The 24,805-nt window shown below is 42.1% G+C and carries 24 protein-coding genes and 1 tRNA gene; 14 read left to right on the top strand and 11 right to left on the bottom strand.

Annotated elements, in window-relative coordinates; all coding sequences use genetic code 11:
• Positions 1-318 precede the first annotated feature (318 nt).
• Together ACPZ3T_RS06180 and ACPZ3T_RS06175 are read right to left on the bottom strand one after the other, a co-directional pair.
• The gene (locus ACPZ3T_RS06180) at positions 319-1,182 is read right to left on the bottom strand and encodes a tetratricopeptide repeat protein (protein WP_490274398.1); all 864 of its coding nucleotides are present in this window, start codon (positions 1,180-1,182) and stop codon (positions 319-321) included.
• Positions 1,183-1,198: 16 nt separating this feature from the next.
• Entirely contained in the window at positions 1,199-1,447 is a 249-nt protein-coding gene (locus tag ACPZ3T_RS06175) for a hypothetical protein (protein WP_490274396.1), read from the bottom strand.
• Between the two features lie 306 nt (positions 1,448-1,753).
• On the opposite strand from ACPZ3T_RS06175, the gene ACPZ3T_RS06170 reads away from it, so the two are divergent.
• The 4 genes from ACPZ3T_RS06170 to trmFO all read left to right on the top strand — a co-directional run bounded on the left by ACPZ3T_RS06170 (position 1,754) and on the right by trmFO (position 6,914).
• Positions 1,754-2,107 (top strand): hypothetical protein, encoded by a 354-nt coding sequence (locus ACPZ3T_RS06170; RefSeq protein WP_490274394.1) that lies wholly within the window; start codon positions 1,754-1,756, stop codon positions 2,105-2,107.
• 418 nt (positions 2,108-2,525) lie between these two features.
• On the top strand, positions 2,526-4,064 hold the full coding sequence (locus ACPZ3T_RS06165) for an efflux RND transporter periplasmic adaptor subunit (RefSeq protein WP_490274392.1): 1,539 nt from the start codon (positions 2,526-2,528) through the stop codon (positions 4,062-4,064).
• Positions 4,065-4,181: 117 nt separating this feature from the next.
• The gene (locus ACPZ3T_RS06160) at positions 4,182-5,453 is read left to right on the top strand and encodes an ABC transporter permease (RefSeq protein ID WP_490274390.1); all 1,272 of its coding nucleotides are present in this window, start codon (positions 4,182-4,184) and stop codon (positions 5,451-5,453) included.
• Positions 5,454-5,600: 147 nt separating this feature from the next.
• Complete coding sequence (gene trmFO, locus ACPZ3T_RS06155) at positions 5,601-6,914, top strand: FADH(2)-oxidizing methylenetetrahydrofolate--tRNA-(uracil(54)-C(5))-methyltransferase TrmFO (protein WP_490274388.1); 1,314 nt, start codon at positions 5,601-5,603, stop codon at positions 6,912-6,914.
• A gap of 150 nt (positions 6,915-7,064) precedes the next feature.
• Here the strand turns inward: trmFO and ACPZ3T_RS06150 are convergent, their stop codons facing one another.
• Positions 7,065-7,841 (bottom strand): class II aldolase/adducin family protein, encoded by a 777-nt coding sequence (locus tag ACPZ3T_RS06150; protein ID WP_490274386.1) that lies wholly within the window; start codon positions 7,839-7,841, stop codon positions 7,065-7,067.
• Positions 7,842-8,304: 463 nt separating this feature from the next.
• Here ACPZ3T_RS06150 and ACPZ3T_RS06145 point away from each other — a divergent pair, with 463 nt between their 5' ends.
• Both ACPZ3T_RS06145 and ACPZ3T_RS06140 read left to right on the top strand, forming a co-directional pair.
• A complete protein-coding gene (locus ACPZ3T_RS06145; RefSeq protein WP_490274384.1) occupies positions 8,305-9,477 on the top strand; it encodes a murein hydrolase activator EnvC family protein in 1,173 nt (390 codons plus the stop codon).
• A gap of 46 nt (positions 9,478-9,523) precedes the next feature.
• Positions 9,524-9,596: transfer RNA gene (locus tag ACPZ3T_RS06140), tRNA-Arg, on the top strand.
• A gap of 13 nt (positions 9,597-9,609) precedes the next feature.
• On the opposite strand, the gene ACPZ3T_RS06135 is transcribed toward ACPZ3T_RS06140, so the two are convergent.
• The gene (locus ACPZ3T_RS06135) at positions 9,610-11,400 is read right to left on the bottom strand and encodes an ABC transporter ATP-binding protein (protein WP_490274382.1); all 1,791 of its coding nucleotides are present in this window, start codon (positions 11,398-11,400) and stop codon (positions 9,610-9,612) included.
• A 454-nt stretch (positions 11,401-11,854) separates the two neighbouring features.
• On the opposite strand from ACPZ3T_RS06135, the gene ACPZ3T_RS06130 reads away from it, so the two are divergent.
• The 4 genes from ACPZ3T_RS06130 to ACPZ3T_RS06115 all read left to right on the top strand — a co-directional run bounded on the left by ACPZ3T_RS06130 (position 11,855) and on the right by ACPZ3T_RS06115 (position 14,471).
• Positions 11,855-12,169, top strand: a complete 315-nt coding sequence (locus ACPZ3T_RS06130; RefSeq protein WP_490274380.1) for a 2Fe-2S iron-sulfur cluster-binding protein — start codon at positions 11,855-11,857, stop codon at positions 12,167-12,169.
• 150 nt (positions 12,170-12,319) lie between these two features.
• Positions 12,320-12,502, top strand: a complete 183-nt coding sequence (locus ACPZ3T_RS06125; RefSeq protein ID WP_490274378.1) for a DUF8621 family protein — start codon at positions 12,320-12,322, stop codon at positions 12,500-12,502.
• 227 nt (positions 12,503-12,729) lie between these two features.
• Complete coding sequence (locus ACPZ3T_RS06120) at positions 12,730-13,797, top strand: DUF3326 domain-containing protein (RefSeq protein ID WP_490274376.1); 1,068 nt, start codon at positions 12,730-12,732, stop codon at positions 13,795-13,797.
• Positions 13,798-13,889: 92 nt separating this feature from the next.
• Positions 13,890-14,471 carry a CPBP family intramembrane glutamic endopeptidase gene (locus ACPZ3T_RS06115; protein ID WP_490274374.1) on the top strand — a complete coding sequence of 194 codons (582 nt, stop codon included), beginning with the start codon at positions 13,890-13,892 and terminating at the stop codon, positions 14,469-14,471.
• Positions 14,472-14,493: 22 nt separating this feature from the next.
• On the opposite strand, the gene purN is transcribed toward ACPZ3T_RS06115, so the two are convergent.
• On the bottom strand, positions 14,494-15,135 hold the full coding sequence (purN, locus tag ACPZ3T_RS06110; protein WP_490274372.1) for a phosphoribosylglycinamide formyltransferase: 642 nt from the start codon (positions 15,133-15,135) through the stop codon (positions 14,494-14,496).
• A gap of 127 nt (positions 15,136-15,262) precedes the next feature.
• Here purN and ACPZ3T_RS06105 point away from each other — a divergent pair, with 127 nt between their 5' ends.
• The gene (locus ACPZ3T_RS06105) at positions 15,263-16,147 is read left to right on the top strand and encodes a carbohydrate ABC transporter permease (RefSeq protein ID WP_490274370.1); all 885 of its coding nucleotides are present in this window, start codon (positions 15,263-15,265) and stop codon (positions 16,145-16,147) included.
• An 18-nt stretch (positions 16,148-16,165) separates the two neighbouring features.
• On the opposite strand, the gene ACPZ3T_RS06100 is transcribed toward ACPZ3T_RS06105, so the two are convergent.
• Genes ACPZ3T_RS06100 through fraC form a run of 3 tightly spaced genes read right to left on the bottom strand, consistent with a single transcriptional unit; the run spans position 16,166 to position 18,582 of the window.
• Entirely contained in the window at positions 16,166-16,939 is a 774-nt protein-coding gene (locus tag ACPZ3T_RS06100; protein WP_490274368.1) for an ABC transporter permease, read from the bottom strand.
• 27 nt (positions 16,940-16,966) lie between these two features.
• Positions 16,967-17,998 carry a septal junction protein FraD gene (gene fraD / locus ACPZ3T_RS06095; RefSeq protein WP_490274366.1) on the bottom strand — a complete coding sequence of 344 codons (1,032 nt, stop codon included), beginning with the start codon at positions 17,996-17,998 and terminating at the stop codon, positions 16,967-16,969.
• Between the two features lie 29 nt (positions 17,999-18,027).
• Positions 18,028-18,582 (bottom strand): filament integrity protein FraC, encoded by a 555-nt coding sequence (gene fraC / locus ACPZ3T_RS06090; protein WP_490274364.1) that lies wholly within the window; start codon positions 18,580-18,582, stop codon positions 18,028-18,030.
• Between the two features lie 169 nt (positions 18,583-18,751).
• On the opposite strand from fraC, the gene ACPZ3T_RS06085 reads away from it, so the two are divergent.
• Together ACPZ3T_RS06085 and thyD are read left to right on the top strand one after the other, a co-directional pair.
• A complete protein-coding gene (locus ACPZ3T_RS06085) occupies positions 18,752-19,888 on the top strand; it encodes a cob(I)yrinic acid a,c-diamide adenosyltransferase (protein WP_490274362.1) in 1,137 nt (378 codons plus the stop codon).
• Between the two features lie 153 nt (positions 19,889-20,041).
• On the top strand, positions 20,042-20,965 hold the full coding sequence (gene thyD, locus ACPZ3T_RS06080) for a thylakoid membrane protein ThyD (protein WP_490277134.1): 924 nt from the start codon (positions 20,042-20,044) through the stop codon (positions 20,963-20,965).
• A 14-nt stretch (positions 20,966-20,979) separates the two neighbouring features.
• Here the strand turns inward: thyD and ACPZ3T_RS06075 are convergent, their stop codons facing one another.
• The 3 genes from ACPZ3T_RS06075 to ACPZ3T_RS06065 all read right to left on the bottom strand — a co-directional run bounded on the left by ACPZ3T_RS06075 (position 20,980) and on the right by ACPZ3T_RS06065 (position 22,470).
• Positions 20,980-21,225 (bottom strand): DUF8620 family protein, encoded by a 246-nt coding sequence (locus ACPZ3T_RS06075; protein ID WP_490277133.1) that lies wholly within the window; start codon positions 21,223-21,225, stop codon positions 20,980-20,982.
• A 360-nt stretch (positions 21,226-21,585) separates the two neighbouring features.
• Positions 21,586-22,008 (bottom strand): tetratricopeptide repeat protein, encoded by a 423-nt coding sequence (locus ACPZ3T_RS06070; RefSeq protein ID WP_490274360.1) that lies wholly within the window; start codon positions 22,006-22,008, stop codon positions 21,586-21,588.
• A gap of 105 nt (positions 22,009-22,113) precedes the next feature.
• Positions 22,114-22,470 carry a HesB/IscA family protein gene (locus ACPZ3T_RS06065; protein WP_490274358.1) on the bottom strand — a complete coding sequence of 119 codons (357 nt, stop codon included), beginning with the start codon at positions 22,468-22,470 and terminating at the stop codon, positions 22,114-22,116.
• Positions 22,471-22,777: 307 nt separating this feature from the next.
• Between ACPZ3T_RS06065 and ACPZ3T_RS06060 the strand changes: the two genes are divergently transcribed.
• Positions 22,778-24,415 carry a DUF6930 domain-containing protein gene (locus ACPZ3T_RS06060; protein ID WP_490274356.1) on the top strand — a complete coding sequence of 546 codons (1,638 nt, stop codon included), beginning with the start codon at positions 22,778-22,780 and terminating at the stop codon, positions 24,413-24,415.
• The last annotated feature ends 390 nt before the right edge of the window (positions 24,416-24,805 follow it).

The raw sequence follows: 24,805 nt of genomic DNA, 5'->3' as shown, positions 1-24,805 counted from the left end.
GCAAGGGACTGTTAACTAATTTAAGTTCCTCATCCTGCCTGACAGGTGTAGGTTTTTGACGGTGTGTACCAAAAACCTTGGTTTTGGGGTGTAGGGGTGTAGGGGTGTAGGGGTGTAGGGGTGTAGGGGTGTAGGGGTGTAGGGGTGTAGGGGTGTAGGGGTGTAGGGGTGTAGGGGTGTAGGGGTTAGTAAAACAATGATTCTTTCGTTAGTCTGAGATTCATTACTTACTGCTTGGTAAAAAACCTACACTTGTTATCTGCCCCCTGCCCCCTAATTTTGAATTTTGAATTTTGAATTTTGAATTAATTAAGCCCCCTACCTAGGTGTACTTTCTCGCTGTTCCAAGGCGGCTTGGATGCGGGGTAACTCTAGGAATTTTTTGGTGTCAGACAGCAAGCGATCGCCCCAGAGATTTTCTTTGAGAAAATCCAAATTGGCATAGCGTTGATCGATGCGGAGAGCAGCTTCTCCCAAGGATTCACCTTGTTTGAGATCGCCTTTAGTGTATAGGGCTACAGCTAAAGCCAATAATGGTTCTGCGGCTTGCTTATCAATACTGATAGCAGTTCGCCACCGTTTAATGGCAGCATCAACGTTACCCTGTTCGTACTCAATTAAACCAATGTTGTTAATAGATGGCCAGAATTTTGGATCTTGAGCAACAGATTTGTTATATTCAGCGATCGCATCTGGTAAGCGTCCCACCATATAGTAAGCGTTGCCTAAATCAAACAACCCCTCTGGATCTTTGGGTTTTAATTTCAAACCTGCTTGGTAATTTTCTATGGCGGCTTGATATTTTTTTTGTTGAAAATTAGCTGAACCCAAAGCAAACAAAACATCCGCATTTTGAGGATTCAGGGATTTAGCCTGATTTAAAGATGCGATCGCTGCATCATAATTTTTGCCTTGCAGCTGCAAACCACCCAACAAAAACCACACCTTGTCATTCTTAGGGGCTAACTGAGTAGCTAGTCTAGCTCGTGGCAAAGCCAACTCAAATTGCTGAAACTGGCCTAGTTGCGCCGCTTCTTGTGCTAAAGCTAACCCCTGCTTCTCTAATTTGGCAGTATCTAACTGTAAAGCATGAGGTATCAAAGCCTGAGCTTGAGCAGTTTTAGGCATACTCCACAAACCACAGACTACTAAAAGAGAAATTAACCGAAAGTATTTAGGCACAATACCGCCTCTTAAATCACATATCAAATAATCTTTCAGCTAGCTTAAACGATATCCGCTTGAGGTGAAAGGCAATTTCATGAGATGTCAAAAACAGGGCTTGGGGTTGTAGGGGTGTAAGGGTATAGGGGTATAGGGGTTTATACCATTTCTCTAAATCCTGGCTACAGATAATTCTTCCCCTGCCCCCTGCCCCCTGCTGTCTATGTGTAGCTTTATTTTGGAGAATCGGTATTAGGGGTGTAGGGGTGGTTGAAAGTCTCATGATTTCCTAGGGTTCAGAGTTTTCATTGAATTATTTGCAGCAAAAACCTGGACTTAAAAGGTGTGGGGATACAGGGCAGACAGGGAGGTGAAATTAGTGATATACCCATCCATGACTTTTTGCATACGTCAATTAGTAAATATACGTTACTTTCTTCACTTATAAAATCATGGCTACTGAGTCGATAATTACTGCCATAGCCGGATATTTTCCCTATACAGACACTAATTCACTAGAATTTTTGAATTTTGAATTAGTATCACACCCAACATCTAGCAACCACAGTACACACAAGGAGACAGTTTCATGTTGAAACAAAACCGTGCAACCATGCTATTGGCTGCTGCTTTAATATTTGCTCCTATGGTAATGGCTACACCTGCCCAAGCCCAAAGCCGATATCGTCATAGAGATGTCTACCAAACAAGAAATAGAGAATCTTATCAAAAAGTAGTTAGACTTCGTAATGGTGACTATCGCCTGCCTAATGGAAGTATAGTTTCATCGAGAAGAATAGTCAGACTCCGTAACCCAGGTTACTGGAGACTACCTAACGGTGATATTATTCTTCCTACTCAAGAAATCGTTCCTGCCAGAAGGTTAGTTAGACAAAGCAACGGTTTTATTAGATTACCCAATGGAATATTAATCAGACTCTAGAAATTTGATATTTAATGTAAACAAAAATTCACATCAAGGAGTTTACCGGTTACAGTCCTAGTTCTAACTAACTAGCTCTGTAGCCATTTTTTCCATACAATCAATCACAGTGTTATGCCAATTCACAATTAACGTGATGTGAGTTCGACGGTTGAGAAAAACCCCTCTCCAAACCTCTCCCCTACAAGGAGAGAGGCTTCAAAACCTTAATTTTTGGTTGAGTTTAAAGCCCCTCTCCGCGTCGGAGCGAAAAGTCTGAGCGGAGGTTTCCTCCGTACAGAACTTTTCAAGAGAGAGGGGTTGGGGAGAGGTCATAGAACTGATGTCAAAATTAAGAAAGTCAATCTAAAATCTAAAATCCAAAATCCAAAATTGTTTGAAATTTTCTTCTACACCTCTTTTTAATACAGGATTAGACATGACAATTGACACATCAAACCCTGTAGACTCACCGCCATTAGTGCGACAAACTAAAAAAAAAATCATCAATAATTGGCTATCTTGGTTGATTGCCTTGAGTCTTTTAGGTGGAATTAGTTACATAATTTATTACCAAGTAGTTATTAGTCCTCGTCAGGAAGCAAGGCGCAGAGTCCTGACGCAGTCTGTAGAACGGCAGACGTTAACCATTACGGTGGCTGCGAATGGAACTGTGAAGCCGGAACGCTCAATTAATGTTAGTCCTAAAAACTCTGGTATTCTGAAAAAACTATTAGTAAAAGAAGGAGATGCCGTCAGACAAGGGCAAATTCTAGCTTATATGGATGATTCTAACTTGCAAGGGCAACTTACCCAAGCACGGGGACAACTAGCACAAGCCCAAGCTAATTTGCAAAAAGCCCAAGCGGGAAATCGTCCCCAAGATATTGCCCAAGCTCAAGCCCAATTAGAAGAAGCCCAAGCAAATTTACGAAAAGCTGAAGCGGGAAATCGTCCCCAAGATATCGCCCAAGCCCAAGCACGTTTAGCTAGTAGTCAAGCGAATTTGCAAAAAGCAGAAGATGATTTTCGGCGTAATCAGGAACTTTACAACGCTGGAGCGATCGCTCTCCAAATTCTCAACCAAAAACGCGCCGATCGCAATAGCGCGCAAGCTCAAGTTAAGGAAGCCCAGCAAGCATTAGCCCTACAACAAGCTGGTTCACGTCCCGAAGATATTGCCCAAGTACGGGCTATAGTTAAACAAAGACAAGAAGCCTTAGCATTACTCCAAGCTGGAACACGCCGAGAAGATATTGATGTAGCCCGCGCTCAAGTTATGTCTGCTCTTGGTTCACTGCAAAATATTCAGTCTCAAATTAATGACACCATACTCCGCGCCCCTTTTGATGGTGTAGTCACACAAAAATATGCTGATCCTGGAGCATTCGTCACCCCCACAACTTCCGGTAGTGCGGTTTCTTCGGCTACATCTTCCTCAATTTTGGCTTTAGCCGCAACTAATGAAGTGGTAGCAAATTTATCAGAATCTAATGTGGCTAAAATTCGTTTAGGTCAAAAAGTGACAATTAGAGCCGATGCTTATCCTGGCAAAACTTTTACAGGTGAAGTCAGTCAAATTGCTGCACAAGCCACAGTCGAGCAGAACGTCACCAGCTTTCAAATTAAAGTAGCACTTTCTGACCCAGAAAATTTACTGCGATCAGGAATGAATGTAGAAGCAGATTTTCAAGTCGGTGAATTAGAAAATGCTCTAGTCATACCCACCGCCTCCGTAGTACGTCAAGAAAATGCCACAGGTGTATTTGTTATGGGTGCAAATAATCAACCAGTGTTTACCCCTATTGAAACTGGAGTAACGGTAAATAAATTTACTGAAGTTAAATCGGGATTAACCGGTGATGAACAAGTCCTGCTCAGTTTCCCCCCAGGAACACGCACCCAGTCCAGACCAAGACGCGGACTGCTACCGGGGACAGGAGGTGGTGGTCGTTCTTCTAGAGGTGCGGGACGTTAAATCAGTTATTAGTTATTAAAGTATCCTATTGCTTTGATTGCAAGGGGGCAGGGGAGAAAAAATCACTCATTACTTATTACTTGTTACTTATTACTCATTACTTATTACTCAATTTATATGAAACGGCGTGTTTATAGAAAAAATCATCGTCGTCGCGTGACGTTTTTAGAGATTTTTGGCATGGCCACGGAAACCCTGTGGAGTAATAAATTACGCACGGGATTGACAATGTTAGGGGTAATTATTGGGATTGCTTCTGTGATTGCGATTACTTCTGTGGGACAAGGTGTGCAGAAAAGTGTAGAGCAGCAAATTCAAGCTCTGGGAACAAACGTGCTGCAAATTCTGGCAGGGGCGGCTAGGAGTGGCAATATTAGTCGAGGGGTGGGTTCTACTAGTACCTTAACTTGGGAAGATGCTCAAGCGATCGCTCAACAAGCACCATCAGCTGAAATTGTCTCGGCTTACTTACAACGCAATGCACAAGTAGTCTATAACGGTGCAAATACCTCCACCACCATCTACGGCACAGATTTAAATTACCCAGAGGCAAGAAATACCTATCCCCAAGAGGGAAGATTTTTCACTGAAGAAGAACTGGAGACGGCTGCACAAGTAGCAGTAATTGGGCCGACAGCTAAAACAACCCTATTTGGGGAAAGAGGCAACCCCATAGGTGAGAGAATTAGGATTCAGGGAGAAGCATATCAAGTCATTGGTATTATGGAGGCTAAAGGTTCTCAAGGGCCAATCGACCGAGATGACCAAATCTTCATTCCGTTGACTAGTATGTCTAAGCGACTGGTAGGAAACAATGCCCTGACAGGTATTTCCGTCAGTGGGATTCTCGTCAAAGCCCAAAATCAGGAACAGTTAGAAGCTGCACAATTCCAAGTTACCAATCTTTTACGCCTGCGTCACAATATCTATCCACCCCAAGCCGATGATTTTCGCTTAACGAACCAAGCAGATATTGTCAATACATTTACAAATGTGGTCGGTTTATTTACGATTATGGTGGTAGCGATCGCAGGTATTTCCCTCGTGGTTGGTGGTATTGGCATTGCTAACATTATGTTAGTTTCTGTAGTTGAGAGAACGAGAGAAATTGGCATTCGCAAAGCATTAGGCGCGACTAATTCCGCGATTCTCACTCAATTTTTAGCCGAAGCGATCGTCATTTCTATTCTTGGTGGTTGTGTAGGAATTGTTAGCGGAGTTGTCATTGCCTTTGTATCTGCCACTATTTTCAAATTTCCCTTTGTGATTTCCGGCTTATCAGTGTTTGTTGGCTTTACTCTCTCCTTCGCCGTTGGCTTAGTAGCCGGAGTCATTCCCGCCAGAAACGCCGCCAAATTAGATCCTATTATCGCTTTACGTAGCGACTAAGTAGAACAGGGTAAATATTTGTAGTTCTCATCAGGCAGGGGGCAAGGGGGCAGGGAGCAGGGGGAAAGAGGGTTTTAGCCTAGTTTACCTTTCTTAAGATAGTTAGGTTTTTTCTGAGCGACTTACTTAAATCAATTCAAAGTAACTATGGACAAACAACCGATACAAGTAATTGGAGGTGGACTAGCTGGAACAGAAGCAGCCTGGCAAATAGCCCAAGCTGGAGTGCCAGTAATTTTACATGAAATGCGTCCCCAACGTTTCAGCCCTGCCCACCACACAGAACATTTAGCCGAGTTAGTTTGTAGTAATTCCTTTGGGGCAATGGCAAGCGATCGCGCGGCGGGTTTGCTGCACGAAGAATTACGCCAACTCGGTTCTATAGTCATATCTAAAGCCGATGAACACGCTGTTCCGGCTGGGGGTGCGCTGGCTGTAGATAGAGGACAATTTGGGCAAGATTTAACCGCAACTTTAGCAAATCATCCTTTAATTGAGTTCCGGCGCGGGGAAGTTCCAGCTATTCCCGACGGAATTGTCGTTTTAGCCAGTGGCCCGTTAACCAGTCCCGACTTAGCAGAGGACTTGCACCGCTTCACCGGCATGGAATACATGAGTTTCTTTGATGCCGCTAGTCCGATTATTGTCGGAGAGTCCATCAACCGCGATATTGCTTTTATGGCATCACGCTATGACAAAGGTGAAGCCGCCTACCTGAATTGTCCCATGAATAAGGAACAATATCTGCGGTTTTGGGAGGCACTTTGTCAAGCGGAACAAACAGAACTCAAAGACTTTGAGCGAGAAACAGCCAAATTTTTTGAAGCCTGTCTCCCCATTGAAGAACTCGCACAACGGGGAGAAGACACCATGCGCTACGGGCCTTTAAAGCCAGTCGGTTTATCTGATAGCCGGACTGGAGAACGTCCCTATGCCGTGGTACAGTTACGCCAAGAAGATAAAGCCGGTCATTTGTGGAATATGGTTGGCTTTCAAACCAATTTACGTTGGGGGGAACAAAAGCGAGTCTTCCAAATGATTCCCGGTTTAGAAAAGGCGGAATTTGTGCGGTTGGGAGTGATGCACCGCAACACCTTTATTAATGCGCCGCAATTAATGCTACCGACTTTGCAATTTAAACAGCGTCCCACATTATTGGCGGCTGGACAATTGATAGGGACTGAAGGTTACACAGCCGCCGCCGCCGGTGGTTGCTTGGCGGGAATAAATGCGGCGCGGTTAGCCTTGGGTAAAGAACCATTGACAATGCCCAACACAACCATGATGGGGGCATTATTTGAGTTTATCAGTTCCGCCTCACCTAAACACTTTCAACCAATGCCGCCGAATTTTGGCATTTTTCCCGATTTAGGCGTGAAAATCAAAAATAAACAGGAACGCTACGGACGTTACCGCGATCGCTCTTTGGGTGATTTGGCTAGTTGGAAGGCGAATTTATAGGGGTATAGGGGTATAGGGGTATAGGGGTATAGGGGTATAGGGGTGTAGGGGAAAGAACAAAATACATTCTTTCTTCCCTTACACCCTTACACCCTTACACCCTCACACCCTCACACCCTCACACCCTTACACCCCTACACCCTCACACCCCTAATCCAACAAATCCGGTTCTTGACGCACAATCATGTCATATAAAGGTTGAAAACTAAACCAACCCATTTGAGTTGAACCGACTTGGCTGTGTGCCACACTAGCAAATTCTGGTTGAATTAATGTCGGTTTACCAACAGCTTCCGCTAATAATTGGGCTTGACAAGAACGTTCCATAGTGATGAACCACCAAGCCGCCTCATCAACAGTTTGCCCAACTGTTAACAAACCATGATTTTGTAAAATAATGGCTTTATGATTACCTAAAGTTTGGGCTATACGTTGACCTTCTTGGGGGTCGAGAACTACGCCGGTATAATCTGCAAAAATACTATGGTCTTGATAAAAAGAACAAGCGTCTTGGGTAAGGGGGTCAAGCAGACGACCAAGACTAGACCAGGTTTTACCATAAAGTGAATGAGCATGAGCCGCCGCGACTACATCGGGACGGGCTGCGTGAATTTGGGAATGAATAGCAAAAGCCGCACGATTGACGGGGCGATCGCCAAAAATTACTTCCCCTTCATGATTAACTAAAATTAAATCACTCACTTTAATTAAGCCAAAGTGCATCCCGAAAGGATTCACCCAAAAATGATTGGGGTTTTCTGGGTCACGGGCGGTAATATGGCCTGCAACACCTTCATCAAACCCAAACCGAGAAAATAGGCGGAAAGCTGCTGCTAGTCGTTGTTGGCGATGTAACCTAGCTTCCGCAACAGAATTAAAAGTTGGTGGTTGAGGCACATTTGGTTTTTCCCTAGTTGTAGCTTGCATTTTGCCCCCAATTTATGTCAACGTAAATTGATAATTAAACCCAAAATAACCTTAATGTGCAATTAACAGCAGTTATTGACGATTATTCAGGAAATTAATTTAAATTAATTCCAAACTGCTATATGAAAAGTCGAGATATTTTAAATACTACTGCGATCGCTACAGCAACTACTGCTTTATACCATTTCTCTAAATCCCGGCTACAGATAATTCTTCCCCTGCCCCCTGCCCCCTGCCCCCTGCCCCCTGCCCCCTGCCCCCTGCCCCCTGCTGTCTATGTGTAGCTTTATTTTGGAGAATTGGTATTAGTTTCTTGCACCCGCACTACCCAATGTACGCTGGCGGATGACAACTAGCTGGCGGAAGTCCTGATATCTTGCACCAGCTGAACCTGTATTGTGTTATATGTGCCTGAGTTTTGGGAACAATGCTATCTATGCTGGCAATCCCTTGACTAAACGGCATGAAAACGCCATTGATTCGACTCTGGAAATTTGGCTGGTGTTTGTTGATACTTTGCTGGATTTTGGTTTGGCTACCGATATCTGCAACACCTGCACAGACAATTAACAACCTCCGACAACAACAGCAACAAATTAATCAAGAACGCCAGAACGTGATTCAGGAACGTGATCGCTTAACTAGAATACAACAAGCGGCGCAAAATCAGCTGACTGGAATAGCCAATAACCTGCAAACTACCAACAGCCAAATTCAAGAGAGTGAGAGGCGGTTACAAGCTGCTACTCAAAGGCTTCAGCAACTAGAAGCTGATTTAGCTGTAGCAGAAAAAGCCTACACAGAACGCCAACTAGCAACTATAGCTAGGTTAAGGTATCTCCAGCGATCGCCAATCAGTCAAGGATGGGCAGTATTATTACAAAGCCGTAATCTCAGTGATTTTATCAGTCGTCGCTATCAATTAAAGTTAGTTTATCAGGCAGACCAGCAAATTTTGGGTAAATTAGCAACTCAAGCCAACTTAATTAATCAGCAAAAAACACAATTAGAAGAACAGAAAAATGAAATTGCTTTAATTAGAGGGGAATTATTGGCACAAAAAGCTGATTATCAAGCGCAAGCAACATCTCAGTCTGAATTAGTGCAAAGATTAAATAGCGATCGCCTAGCTTTAGAAGCTGCACAAAATCAACTAGAGAAAGATTCCAAAAATTTAGAAACCTTAATTCAACAAAAGATAGCAGCAGCACAAGCTAAAGCCAACCGTGAAAGAAATATTTTTGCTAAGGGTACAGGAATATTTGCCTTTCCCAGTGATGCACCTACTAGCAGTTCCTTTGGCTGGCGCGTACATCCGATTTTGGGTTATCGCCGCTTTCATGCTGGTTTAGATTTTGCTGCTAGCTACGGAAGTACCATCCGCGCCGCCGATTCTGGGACAGTGATTTTTGCTGGTTGGTATGGTGGTTATGGTAAAACCGTCATCATCAATCACGGTAATGGAATCACGACACTATACGGGCATAGTAGTGAATTATATGTTACAGAAGGCAAAACCGTACAAAGAGGACAGGCGATCGCATCTGTCGGTTCTACAGGTTTATCTACTGGGCCACACCTACACTTTGAAGTCCGCCGCAATGGTACACCTGTAAATCCGGCTGATTATCTTTAAGCGATCGCCAAATTCGATCACAAGCGTGCTATAATACCAGATGTAAGGGCGCGTGGCTCAGTGGATAGAGCAACAGATTCCGGTTCTGTGGGTCGGGGGTTCAAATCCCTCCGCGCTCGTTTTTTTATTAGATTAAATACCAGATTGTACACGCCAAAGACTAGTGTAAATTCCATCAAGTGCAATCAAGTCTTCGTGTGTACCTTGCTCTACAATTTGACCATGATCCATCACATATATACAATGACTATGGCGAATTGTAGAAAGACGGTGAGCGATCGCAATCGTCGTCCGATTAACTGTAATCTTATCTAAAGAACGTTGAATAGCTGCTTCCGTCTCATTATCTACCGCAGATGTCGCCTCATCTAAAATCAAAATCGGCGGATTTTTCAAAACGGCTCTAGCTATAGCAATGCGTTGGCGTTGTCCCCCAGATAACTTTTGTCCACGTTCCCCAACTATTGTTTCATAACCTTGGGGAAGCCGCATAATAAAATCATGGGCTTCAGCTACTTTTGCGGCATTAATGATAGCTTTATCAGTCGCATCAAAAGTACCATAGGCAATATTTTCTGCCACCGTACCATGAAATAAAAATACATCTTGACTAACTAAGCCAATACTACGACGTAAATCAGATAAATTTAACTTTTGAATATCAACGCCATCAATCGTAATTGTTCCACTAGAAACATCATAGAAACGCAATAATAACTTTACTAAAGTGCTTTTACCCGAACCTGTAGAACCAACAATAGCAATAGTTTCTCCGGCGGGGATATGTAATGATAAATCCTTAATGATGGTTGTACTGTTGCGATAGGCAAAGGTAACATTTTTAAAGTCAACTTCACCCCGGACATTTTCCACAACTAAAGGCACATCCCCCGTAGTAATTTGGATGGGAGTATCTAATAAATCCATCACGCGTTTAGTAGAAGCCATCGCCCTTTGGTATCTATCAAATGTTTCTCCTAAAAAGACTAAAGGCCACAATAATCTTTGCACCAGTACCAATAAAACGCTGTAATTACCTATAGATATTTTTTCTGAATATGCAGCCATACCTCCCAGAAATAACAAAGCCGTGAAACCAGCTAAAACCAACATTCTAATTAAGGGAATAAAAGCGGCAGAAAGTTTAATGGCTTTGGCGTTACTTCTTCTATAAGCTTCACTTTCTTCTGCTAGTCTGGCATTTTCATAACTTTCTGCGGTGAAACTCTTAATTGTTGTAATGCCACTAATATTATTAGCTAACCGTGAGTTCAAAAAGCTAACTTTTTCTCTCACATCAGCATAACGGGGTTCAAGGCGTTTTTGGTATATCAATGAACCCCAAAGAATAAAGGGCATAGGTAACATTGCTGCGAGAGTAATGTGAATTGGCAAAATAAAAAACGCACCAATCACTAAAATTATCAAGGAAGTTGTAACGTGAATAACTTCATTTGCTCCCCCATTTAAAAAGTCTTCGAGTTGGTTGATATCATCGCTGAGAATCGACATCAAACCACCTGTACTACTATCTTCAAAATAAGCTGATTCTAATTGTTGTAAGTGATTATAAGCATCTAAACGTAAACTATGTTGAACATTTTGAGCCACATTTCGCCACAGTCGATCATAAGCGTACTGAGAAAGTGATTCAAATACCCAAATAATAATGGTAATGAATGAAAGTAGGGCAAATTGCCATACTACTTCTTGAATACCCAATTTAGCAATCAAAGAATCTTGTTTTTGGACTAAGATATCTACAGCAATACCAACTAACCAAGGTGGAGCTAAATCTAAAACAGTATTAATGACTGAATAGATAGAAGCTTGATAAATTTGTCCACGATATTTTTTTCCATAGTTGAGTAATCGTTGTAAGGGAGAGAGTTTATTGGATACATGATTAACTGTAGATGTCATTGTCTGAGTGAAACTTTAGGAATTGGTCAAAACATCTAAAGTGTACTATTTTTTGACATAATACCGTTTCTTGATGAAGATGCACTTTATTCTGTACTGTAGAGACGTTGCATGCAACGTCTCTACATCATTTATTTGGTGCAACTTTATAGAGAATTGATATAAGGTGAATAAGTTCTTAGTTAGGACTTTAGTCCTGAAATTGAGGGCTAAAGCCTGTACAGTATTGCCAAGGGAATCAGTATAAAAGTGATTCAGGTACTAGGTGCGTTACGCTGTCGCTAACACAACGGCAATATTGCAGGAGGAAAATCCACACTGCAATTTGCCTCCCCTACGTATCTGTTCAATAATCAAGTACGATTCCTATATAAAATTATTAATGATATTGAGGAATATTTTCACCAATTCAGATATAATAATGAGTTTGTCTATAGCACTCATTTTTTAGCATATGTCTACAACTTACACCGTTGAGATTCTCCACCAAGGGAAAACGCATACATTACAAGTTCCTGAAGATAAAACGATCTTATCAGTTGCCGATGAACAAGGTTTAGAGTTACCCAGTTCTTGTCATGCTGGTGTCTGTACAACTTGTGCAGGACAAATTATAAGCGGAACTGTAGACCAAACTGACGGTATGGGAGTTAGTCCAGAACTGCAAAAAGAAGGCTATGCGTTGCTATGTGTGGCTTATCCCCGTTCTGATTTGAAAGTTGAGACAGAAAAAGAAGAAGTAGTTTATCAGAAGCAATTTGGTAAATAAAGGGATTAGGGATTGGGGATTGGGGACTAGGAATAGTGATTTTTCAATGTTGTATAGTTAATGATTGGAGTGACTTAACTTGATCAACAGTTTCTAGCTTTGGCTGAGATCGGTTATTCTGGAATCTACAAACTAATTGGATTAACGGCGATGACTACTCATTTTATTACCGCAGAAATCGACCTCCAAGAAACAGCTACAGAATTACAACAAGTCATTGAGGCTGAATTGCAAAAGCAGGGAGAACCCTTAAGATGGGCAATTACTGCTGTAGATACTGACAAGGAAAAGGCGACTGTGGAAGCTGTGGTAACTACAGTTAGTGCTGAGTAAATAAAAGATGAAAATATTGAGGTGCATCTATGTTTGTAGTTAGGACTTTAGTCCTGAATATTCCCAGAACTAAACCCGTATTTCTCACAAGCAGTAGATATAGCAAATGTATGTTGGGTTAAGCGCAGCGCAACCCAACACAAATCTTGAAAGCTTAACCTATATCTTGGCGTTGGGTTTCCTTACATCAACCCAACGTACTGATCTTCCGCTAACAGCACTTCAATATGAATCATCCCTACACTGCTATTCTCATAGTCCCGACTGGTGTTGGTGCGGCTATTGGTGGTTATGCTGGAGATGCTATACCCGTTGCTAGATTAATAGCACAGGTTTGCGATCGCCTGATCACTCATCCCAATGTCCTTAATGGTGCTAGTTTGTACTGGCATCTCCCCAATGCTTTCTATGTCGAAGGCTACGGACTTGACAAATTTGCCGCCGGGTGCTGGGGTTTGCGTCCTGTACGCAGTAACAAAATAGGTTTACTTTTAGATAAGGGAATTGAGCCAGAGTTAAGGTTGCGACACCTACAAGCAGCCGATGCAGCGAGGGCAACTCTCGGTTTAACATTAACTGATTATGTTATTACTGATGCGCCATTAAAGGTAGAATTACGGTCTTCCTCATCAGGTGCAAGTTGGGGAACAATTGGCAACCCCGATAGTTTACTCAGGGGAGCAGAAACATTAATTAAACAAGCCGGGGCAGAGGCGATCGCAGTTGTTGCCCGTTTTCCCGATAATATAGACGAGGAAGCAGCGCAGAATTATCGTTTAGGGCAAGGGGTAGACCCAATAGCAGGGGCAGAAGCCGTAATTAGCCATTTATTAGTCAGAACCTTTCAAATTCCCTGCGCCCATGCACCCGCCCTAGCTGCTGAACCACCAGAGCCGAATTTATCTCCTCGGTCTGCGGCGGAAGAATTAGGTTATACTTTCTTACCAAGCGTACTCGTAGGATTAAGTCGCGCCCCACAATTTATATTAAAAAAGGAATTAACCCAATCGTTCCTAGCCGACATTTGGGCAGAACAAGTAGATGCCATAATTATGCCAGCCACCGCCTGTGGTAGTAGTGCATTACTCAGCCTCAGCCAAAAGCCATGTCAAATCATCACCGTCGAGGAAAATCACACCCAAATCAAAGTACCACCCCAAGCCTTGGACATCAAATCCATACAAGTCAACTCATATTTAGAAGCAGTAGGTGTATTAGTAGCCCACAAAGCAGGCATAAACCCAACTTCCCTAAAACCTAAAATATCTCCGTTGTCAAAAGTCAAAAGTCATTAATCATTACTTATTAGACAAAAATCCCCTCTGCTCCCCACACTCCCCCTGCCCCCTGCCCCCCTGCTTCCCTTAACCCCATTCCCCAAATACCCGTGGTAGAAAAACAAAACCCTGAACCAGAAATTCCGTACTTAACACGCACCCAAGTGCTAGTGGCTATGGGAGTCACTGCCATTTTATTGTGGATAGTCGCCAGGGTGTGGTTGTACTTCGGTAACTTTATGCTATTTGAATGGCATTGGTATCCCAGGGATTTGCTTTTAGGATTAGGTGTAGGATTATTCATCACCGGGTTAAGTGGTTTAGCTTATCGCTTGTGGCCACTTTATCGCCGCAGTGCTGATTATTACTTAGAGTTAGTGATAAAACCTTTAGCTTGGCCGGACTTAATTTGGTTAGGTTTGCTACCAGGATTGAGCGAAGAATTATTATTTCGCGGTGTCATGTTACCCGCTTTAGGATTAGATCATCTAGCAGTCATCGGTTCTAGTGTTTGCTTTGGCATTCTACATCTGAGCGGTTCGCAACAATGGCCGTATGTAGTTTGGGCAACCATCATTGGCATCATACTGGGATACAGCGCACTGTGGAGTGGTAACTTACTAGTGCCAATTGTTGCTCACATAGCCACCAATTTGATTTCTAGCTGTTTGTGGAAAATAAAACAAGCCTAGAAATCCCATTACGAATTACGAATTATCTTCTCGCTGCTAGTGCGATCGCCTGTGGTAATATCTTATGTTCTTGGACTTGTATTCTGGCATGGAGTGTTTCGGCTGTGTCATCTGGTAAAATTGGCACAGCTGCTTGCATTAAGATTGCACCGCTATCTACTTCTAAACAGACTAAATGCACCGTGCAACCGGTGATTTTTACCCCTGCTTGTAAGGCTTGTTCTACAGCATGAATACCTTTAAAACTAGGTAATAAACTGGGGTGAATATTAATAATTCTATTGGGAAAAGCATCAATGAATGTCGATGTAATTACTCGCATCCAACCAGCTAAAATCACCCAATCTACATCATATTGCCGCAATGTATTGACAATTTCTTTGTCAAATGCTTCACGCTGTTTATATTCACGATGATTTAACAAAACTGTTTTTATTCCTCTATTAGCTGCCCTGTCTGCTGCTTTAGCCGAGGGATTATTGTAAATTAAAACTTGAATTTGGGCGTTGAGTTGCTTGTCTTCAATAGCTTGAGCAACTGCTTCAAAATTACTACCGCTACCAGAAGCTAAAATTCCCAATTTTAGAGGAGCTATTTGAGTACATTCATCAGCATTAACATGAGGAGAAATCAGGCTAGAGGTAAAATCAGGGCAGAAAGTCATAGGAAATTCAACATTCAAAATAGTCTACGAGTTGGCGCAGCGTTCCACAGGAAAGGCTTGCTGCTACAAAATTCTTGCATCACCAGGATGTCAATACATTAGCTGAATAACCAAGAGGAAAATTATCATGGAAAGAAAATATGGAAAGTCATGGTTAGATAATGATACATTTGCCGCTTGGACTTTTCTCACACCCGCACTAATTTTATTAGGTTTATTTGTTATTTGGCCAATAGCTTATTTGTTTTATCTCAGCTTCACGGCTGGTAGTTTCACTTCTACAGGCACTTATTGGATAGGGTTGAAAAACTACTGGCGTTTAATCTTGAATCCCGATTTTTGGCAAGTTATTGGCAACACCGTTTATTTTACCGTTGCTACTGTCATTCCTAGTTTAATTATTCCTCTAGGTTTAGCCGTCTTGTTAAATCGTTCTATAGTGCTACGGGATTTTCTGCGGAGTGCTTATTTTTTACCTTCTATTACTTCTTTAGTGGCCGCTGGTTTAGGATTTCGTTGGTTATTTCAGTCTACTGGCCCTGTCAACGAATTTTTAAATTTATTTAACATTGCGCCTATTTCTTGGTTAGGAGATACATTTTGGGCAATGCCTGTATTAATTATTTTGAGTGTGTGGAAACAACTCGGTTTTAATATGGTAGTGTTTTTAGCAGGTTTACAAGCCATTCCCCCCAGTCGCTATGAAGCAGCAGAATTAGACGGTGCTAATGGTTGGCAACAATTTTGGCACGTTACCTTACCGGGATTGCAACCAACTTTAATTTTTGCCACAATTACTACTGCTATTTTTACCTTGCGGAGTTTTGAGCAAGTTTATGTAGTTACAGGCGGTGGGCCACTCAATACTACTAACTTGCTGGTTTACTATATTTATCAAGAAGCCTTTGGTCAATTTGATTTTGGTTATGCTGCTGCCGCCGCTACAGTTTTATTAGGGTTCACCCTTGTTTTAGTTTATTTACAATTAAGGAACTGGGGTGATGAGTCTTAGTGATAATTGATAACTCAGTTAAAATTCTCGGCGTGAGAAGATAAAAATAGCGATCGCTAACAACATAGTCATGTAAATTAAACCATAAGCTGCATTACCCAGTAATGTAGACACACCGGGTATCGCAGCCAAACCGTAGACGGCATCATTTTTTAAATCTAGTCGGGATAAATCTGGCAAAATCAGATATAAACCTTGGGTTATACTCTCCATTACTGGGTTACGACTCATCCGACTCAACTGCACTAAATTCTGAGTAATATTCCCCATTAAATACACTGCAAATGTTAAGGCTACAGCTAGTAAAGAGCTAGTAAATACACCAAATGTAATAGCTACAGCCGCCATAACAGCTAATTGTAGTAATAAAAATGCGGCTGCAATTAAAATACTCGGCATGGAATAGGGAATATTTTCTACCTGCAAAAACAGCAGATAAATAGCTGTCATACTCGCAATTAAAACCGCTAAAACAGCCGATAAACCAAAAAATTTACCCGTAATCAATTCGCCACGGCTCACAGGTTTAGCAATTAATAATAAAATCGTGCGTTTTTCAATTTCTTTATTAACTAAACCTGTGCCAATAAAGATAGCAACAATCACACTAATTGCACTCATTGCTGCTAGGCCAACATCTAAAAACATTTTGTCTTCAGTAGTAGCTGCATATTCCGGTAAAGCACGGCTAGCCACAATCAATACTAGAGCATAAAAACCGATAATATACAAGATGCGATCGCGCACCATTTCCTGAAACACATTTTTGGCAATTACTAATATTTTAGTCATGATTAAATATTTCCCAGTTTCTAGCACCTATTGTTGTGGTGGTGGTGTATCTCGCTTGATGGAAATTGTGCGATCGCAAGCAATTTCTGCCACTGCAACTTTATCTTCTGGTACACTACTACTTGTATTGCGATTTCTTGCTACTGCTAATGGTTCAATGCGGCATGATTTTTTTAAGTAATAACCCTTAACACCAGAACTTGGCCCTGTCCATATACTCAATAAATCTAAGACATAACCTCCAGTTTTAGTATTAGTCACACGCGGCTCAATTCGCCATAGTTCTTTTTCTTCAAATTGGGATAGATTTCTATCTAAAATACCTTTGCCTAATTGTGCCACTTTCACATTCGCCTCTAGCAGCCATCTTTCAACTTGTGACCAAGGTTTTTCTGATATTTCTGCTTCTACTAATGGCTGTAGTTGATTAAGTATTAAAACCCCATTATTAGGTACTTTTTCTCGTTCTTCGGTTCTAATCACAAAGGTACTATTTTGAAAATCATCTGCTAGTAAGCTGGGATACTCTTGTAACCATTTATCAATTACAAAATAAAACTGTAGCCAGCAGCTAATAATCATACAACTGCCGACCAAAATAATAATTTTTTGCCTAGCTTCCGGTTTAGGAATCCGTGGTTTAGAATCAACATCGCTACCTTCAATAAATTCTGGAATTGCTGTAATTAATGCTGCTATCGTTGGCCAAAGTACAATTGTCATTGGTGTCAATAAATCTTGTTGATTCCCAAAGGCAAAAACAGCCACTAAAAACCCAGTAATTACTGCCCCTACAGGCATATAAGTACCCGGCACTTTCAGAGGATCATCAGTGGTGTACCAAGCAGTGCCAGCAATTAAAAATAACCATCCACAAAGAGCAATAATGTCTCTAATGTACCCTCCAGCAAAAGAAGATATCACACCAGAAAACACACTTAAATAAATTAAGGTTTGCCAAGAATAAGCCTTGGGTGGAATTAATATCTTTTTCAGACGCTCATAAATGTCTTCAAAAATTTTAAATACCCCGAAAATATCCTTGAAAAGTGTGTTCATTTAAAATACCTCTAGTAGTAAAATTATATTTACGTGGCAAATATTCTTAAAGTTCTCAGCCATAAAATTAAGGTAATCGCCGTATAGCTCAATGAATTTGCTATAATTGTAGTAGTCACTAAATTCGTATTTTGAAATTGAGCCTTACTGAGCAAGCTAAATTGTAAACGGCTGAGTAAAGGTTGGTCTGATTGTGTTTTACCTAAATCTTCACTTAAGGAATATACTAGAAACCTTAAGAGAAAGAACTTCATCAAAAATGTCCCGAAAAAAATTGTAATAGTAGTTAAAATTAAAATTCCTTGGGTACTACTAGACTTGACAACATTAAAAAGTACATAATTAATTAGCTCACTTCTCAATTGAATTGGCAATCTAGGCTCTACGAAAAAGAATATTAGCCAACCAATCACACCAGAAAATAAGTTGACAGCGATCGCATAAAAAATACTAGATTTTTTATCAAAATTTAACCTTCTATGAAAAACATAACCTTCTAGGGGAATAGCTATTAAAAAGAACAAAAAATTAAATAGAATTACCCCAACAGGCCAAATTGTAGGGAGAACAATATCTTCAAACATACAAGTTCAAACCAAAAGTTAAACTGTAGGGAGTATAACTCTAGTCAGGAGACTACTGAGGGCAATTATCTCACTGTTGTTGCGGCTTACTTCCTTGGTGTGCCAGTATACTCCAATTTCTCGTTAATATACCCAAAGATTCTCAAACTGTTGACCATTCACTAAACAAATGACAAGAAACGGTATTGGTATTCGCACCGCACAAGTGCGCTCAGAAAGACTGACAGGTCAAATACACGTCTATGATGGTGTGGGTAAAGGGAAATCCCAGGCGGCTTTAGGGGTGGTTTTGCGCTCCATTGGTTTGGGAATCAACACACCGAATAATTCCAACCGCGTTTTACTGCTGCGGTTCTTAAAAGGGCCAGAACGGGACTATGACGAAGATGGTGCGATCGCAGCCTTACAGCGTGGATTTCCCCATTTAATTGATCAAGTCCGCACAGGCAGAGCCGAATTTTTCGGAGTAGAAGAGATCACAGCCTTTGATCGCGCCGAAGCTGCACGGGGTTGGGATGTTGCCAAAGGCGCGATCGCTTCTGGTTTATATTCCGTCGTTGTTTTAGATGAACTTAACCCTGTCCTCGATTTGGGTTTACTCTCCGTCGATGAAGTGGTGCGGACACTCAAATCTAAACCCCAAGAATTAGAAATTATCGCCACCGGGCGCGCCGCACCCCAAGAATTACTAGATATTGCGGATTTACACTCAGAAATGAAACCGCAACACCATCCCACAGCAACAGAATTGCTGATTAATGGCATTGAAATTTATACAGGTGCAGGCAAAGGTAAATCCACTAGTGCATTAGGAAAAGCATTACAAGCTATAGGACGGGGTATCAATCACCCAGGTTCGACCCGTGTATTAATTATGCAGTGGCTCAAAGGTGGTAGCGGCTATACAGAAGATGCAGCGATCGCCGCTTTACGACAATCATATCCAGAAGTTGTAGATCATCAACGCTGCGGTAGAGATGCGATCGTTTGGCGCAATTCCCGGCAGGAATTAGACTACGTAGAAGCCGAGAGGGGTTGGGAAATTGCCAAAACTGCGATCGCCTCTGGACTCTACAAAACCATCATCCTCGATGAACTCAATCCCACCGTTGATTTAGAACTACTTCCCGTTGAACCGATTGTCCAAGCCTTACTCCGCAAACCCCGCGACACAGAAATTATTATTACCGGCCGCTGTCAAAATCACCCAGCCTACTTTGACTTAGCCAGCATTCACTCAGAAGTGTACTGTCATAAGCACTATGCTAACCACGGCGTAGAACTCAAACGGGGCGTAGATTTTTAGCTAGACACAGAATTAATCATCGGGTATGGACAATTCCCCATGCCCCATGCCCCATGCCCCATGCCCCATGCCCCATGCCCCATGCCCAATTAAGCAACACAACTTGAAAATTCGATAAAAAACTTTAAAATAAGGATTTGGCTGAGGTGCATGATGAAAATAGCAATTACTGGCGGAACGGGATTTGTTGGTAGTCGGTTGGTAGAAAGACTCCACCAACAAGGTCATCAAATATTGATATTAACCAGAAACACTACTTTTGCTCGTCGAGTGTTTCCGCAAGAAGTTTTTACTAATGTAGAAATTGTTGGCTACACACCTACTATATCCGGTGCTTGGCAAGATAGCATTGCAGGCTGTGATGGTGTAGTTAACTTAGCCGGTGAACCAATAGCTGAAAAACGTTGGACACCAGAAGAAAAAGAAAAAATCCTCAAAAGCCGACAGTTAGGCACACAGAAAATTGTCGAAGCCATAGCGAAAGCTAACCCTCAGCCAAGGGTTTTAGTTAATGCTTCCGCTATTGGCTATTACGGTACTAGTGAAACAGCTACTTTTGATGAAACTAGCACATCTGGTCAAGATTTTTTGGCTCAAGTTTGCCAAGCCTGGGAAGCAGAAGCCCAAAAAGTCAAAGATGCTGGAGTTCGCTTAGTAATTCTGCGTTTAGGGATTGTATTGGGATTGGGGGGAGCTTTAGGTAAAATGATCACCCCGTTTAAACTCTTTGCTGGTGGCCCAATTGGTAGCGGTAGGCAATGGTTTTCTTGGATTCACATAGAAGACTTAGTCAGCTTGATTATACAAGCTCTCACAACCTCAGACATGGAAGGAGTATATAACGCTACTTCTCCCAAACCTGTACGGATGAATGATTTAAGCCAAACAATGGGTGATGTGATGAATCGCCCCTCCTGGTTGCCTGTGCCTGGATTTGCCTTGGAAGCACTTTTAGGAGATGGGGCGATTGTAGTGTTAGAAGGACAACAAGTCTTACCTAAGCGCACTCTAGAGTCCGGTTTTAAATATCAATACCCTAATTTACAACCAGCACTCAAAGACATTTTGAACTCTTGAGTGTTAACTGTAGACTACTGACTAGAGCTAAACTTTTTAGACACCCAACTAATTAAACCACTCAGGAGCGCACCCCCCATCAAGATGCCAATCGCTGGGTTAAACACAGGTTGCCAAAGTTTGTGCCACAAATCCAAACCTAGGTTAACTCCGCTTGCGTCACCTAGAACTGCGATCGCAAACCAAGCAAACCCGAAAAAAACCAAAAACACATCCGCAACTAAAATCAAGTTGAGCCAATTTAACAGTTTATCTTTCATAGGCGACTGGGGATTGGGGATTGGGGATTGGGGATTGGGGATTGGGGATTGGGGATTGGGGATTGGGGATTGGGGATTGGGGATTGGGGATTGGGGATTGGGCATGGGGCATGGGGCATGGGGCATGGGGATGGGGCATGGGGCATTGGGGATTGGGCATTGGGCATTGGGCATTGGGCATTGGGCATTGGGCATTGGGCATTAGGGTAAATATTTCTCCCTTGTCTCCCTTGTCTCCCTTGTCTCTCTTGTCTCCCTTGTCTCCCTTGTCTCCCTTGTCTCCCCCTGCTCCCTGCCCCCTGCTCCCTGCCCCCTGCCCCCTGCTCCCTGCTCCCTGCTCCCTGCCCCCTGCCCTGCCCCCTACTCGCCTAAAATCCAGGCTTTAACTTTTGCTAAACTTTGCCAATCAGGTTTTCTGGTTAAACCATCTTCAATACTATTTTGAATTTCCTCCCGCCATTCGGGATTCACCAAAATTAATTGGTTGGCAACATCAATGTGTTGCCTGATCCCTTTTTGGTTGGTTTCCAGCATAGCTACAGCCAGATTCACCCTTGCTTGGGGATCTTGAGGATTTAACTTTACAGCTTTTTGGGCAGCCTTCAATGCTAAGGTAGCTTTATCTTCTAGGAGATATAACCACGCTAAACAAATCCAGGCTGCACTTGATTTAGGAGAGCGATCGCACACCTCTTTAAATACAGGAATTAAATCAGCAGCAGCTTCTCCGGCTTTATAACGTGATAAACCTGTATCAAACAGGGATTCTACTGTTTGAGTCATAAGAAATTTATAATTTCGGCAATAGTCAATAGCTAATCATAATTTGAAGTCAACAGTCTACAGCCAAAATTCTGCCAAATTAGACTATAGACTATTGGCTAGGGACTACACTCCAAATGATTTACCACAACCACAGGTTTGATTAGCGTTGGGGTTAGTAAATTGAAAACCACCACCAATCATGGCATTGCTGTAATCGAGCATTAAGCCATAAAGATATAACAAACTTTTTTTGTCGCAAACTATCTTAAAGCCATCGTAATCAAATACTTCGTCTTGGTCAGTGATCTGGCTTTCTTGTTCAAAGTCCATCATATAAGACATTCCAGAGCAGCCACCTTGACGGACTCCCACTCGTAAGCATAAGTCTTGCCCTTGCTTTTCCTGGAGAGACTTTACTTGGCTCAGAGCTGCTTCACTCAACTGTATGCCACGCTGTTGAGATTGAGTTACTTGTGTCATCCGCTTTTACGACTCCTTAAATAGCTGAGAATACCCTATTTTGATTGTCTGGCAATTTTTGTATATATTCTAGCGGTAATGATGACAGTCATTGCCAAAATGTAAACACTCCGTCAAAAGCAGCCAAAGGTTTTTATTCTAGAATTGAGAGACTCGGTGTGTTTAGAGATTGGATATTTTTTAAAGATACATCGCTGTGACAACTTGAGTCGCCAACACCTTTTGGTAAAGCCAACAAAATAGGATTATTGGCTAGCCATTCCCCCAAGGTTACTTTTATATTGCTTCTTTTTGGTTAACTTACTCTATGACAAGTTTTAATCGCTCTACCAGTCGTCGGCTGAAGAAATTAACTCAAATTCCTTCTGTATGGGAGGGCGATCGCCGTCCGTTGTCATCACCAACCCACCATTCCCACTCAGAGGACAAGGGGGAATGTATTCTTTGGGTGGATGGTTCACAAGGCATGGTTCGGGGAATGGATGTGATATCTCCAGACACTGGCCCAGAAGCGATCGTTCGTACTTTAATGCGGGCGATGGAACATCCCCACAGTCCGGCTAAACCTGCCAGACCCCAAAGAATTGTGGTTAAAGATAGGGAGATCCAGTTTTACCTGCGTGGAGTACTGCAAGATTTAGATATTGCTATTGACTATGCACCAGAATTACCTCTAATTGACGAACTATTTCGCGGATTTGCAGAAATTATCGACAATCAAGTCCCTGATTTACCTCCAAAGTATGCCCAAGCTTTACACGAGAAAGCATTTGCCATGTGGCAAGCTGCTCCTTGGGAGTTTCTAGAAGAACAGCAAATCTTATCTATAGAGATTAATAAGTGGGATATTGGCACACTCTACGCCTCAATTATGGGAATGTTGGGGATGGAATATGGCATTTTGTTTTACCGTTCCGAAGATTCCCTCAAGCGATTTCGTGCCGCAGTTTTACAAGATGATGATTCACCAGGGCATTTAGAAGAAGCTTTTCTCAAACAAGATTGTCTATTTCTGACTTTTGAGAGCGGTGATGACATTGATGATGAAGATGAATTTGAGGATTTAGCTGATTTAGCTTTATCGGAAATTACCCCTACCTTTGGCACTATCCACCCCCTAGAAGGACTCAAATCGGTTTTATATGAGGAAGAAGCCATAATTGTCTTCTTAGCTTTAGAAAGTCTTTCTCGCTTTATCCGTGATCACCGTCATCAACTGTATACAGACGATTTCCCTAGTTTGAGTCATCGCTATCGCATTTCTCTACCTGAAGCTAAGGAAGATACTAAGTCAGTCTCTGTCACTGTTGCTACTCTGCCAGAACTGGCGGACGAATTAGAGGAAATGACAGACTTTAGTATCTCAGAAGAAGAAATAGATGACCTAGATGAGAGTGCCTTTCGTTCCCTGCGAGATGACTTAATTCCCGAAGACTCTTTTCTCAGCTTGGGTGTGATCTCTTGGGAGATGCTGGAGTATCTGCGAAAGGGAGTCACCTATCACCAAGCTGGTGAAATTAAATCAGTCGGTGATGGATTGCCAGTCATTGTGATTCAAACTTCCCGCCCTAAAGCGAAAACTGTTATAGAAACTATTGAAGCAGCTGGTGGTCTTAACGCTATTTGCTTTAACCCTGGTACTGATCCCTTTGATGGCGATCGCTATGATTTAGGTTTATTACAAACTCACAATGGGGAATTATTTTTATTCGGAGAATTTTTGGATGAAGACCCCATTCATGTAGAAGCTCGGAAAAAATGGAATCAACGCTGTAAGAATACCAAAGGTTATTGTGGCTTAATCATTGCCAAAGGCTTAACCGGTGCTTCCCGTGGTAATCCACAATTGCGAGATATGATGGCTTTATTTGAAGCGCGATCGCTCTCACCTAAAGATTTAGGTATTGGTACTCTCCAATTAATGCCCCAATTTCAATTGGAATAAGTAGTTCCACAAAATTCAATTCCTACCTATTTTCCTCATCTACGATAGCGGCTACCAAAAAGGTAGCCGCTTCTTTTATTTAGGAAAGGGAACAGTATAGGGGGAACAGGTAAGGACTACAGATATTTTTACTTTCAATAACTATGTGCAATTAATTTGGCTTGGGTACTTATGCACTCATCCTCCCCCACAAGTCAGCAAAAAATCACAACTCTCACACAAATATGGTGTCGGGCATCTTTTCGTTTTCGCTGTTAACCATCAGCACTCAACAACCTTCCTGAGTGAGTGCGTAATGGCCAATGTTTCCGTTCTTTTCCTTCCTTGCTCACTCGATGTCATTACCTGGTGACTTTATCAAGTTTTCATGAAATCACCCATTTTCTAGTT

It is taken from the genome of Aliinostoc maniaoense, assembly GCF_058172895.1.
This window is presented reverse-complemented; position numbering and strand designations above follow the sequence as displayed.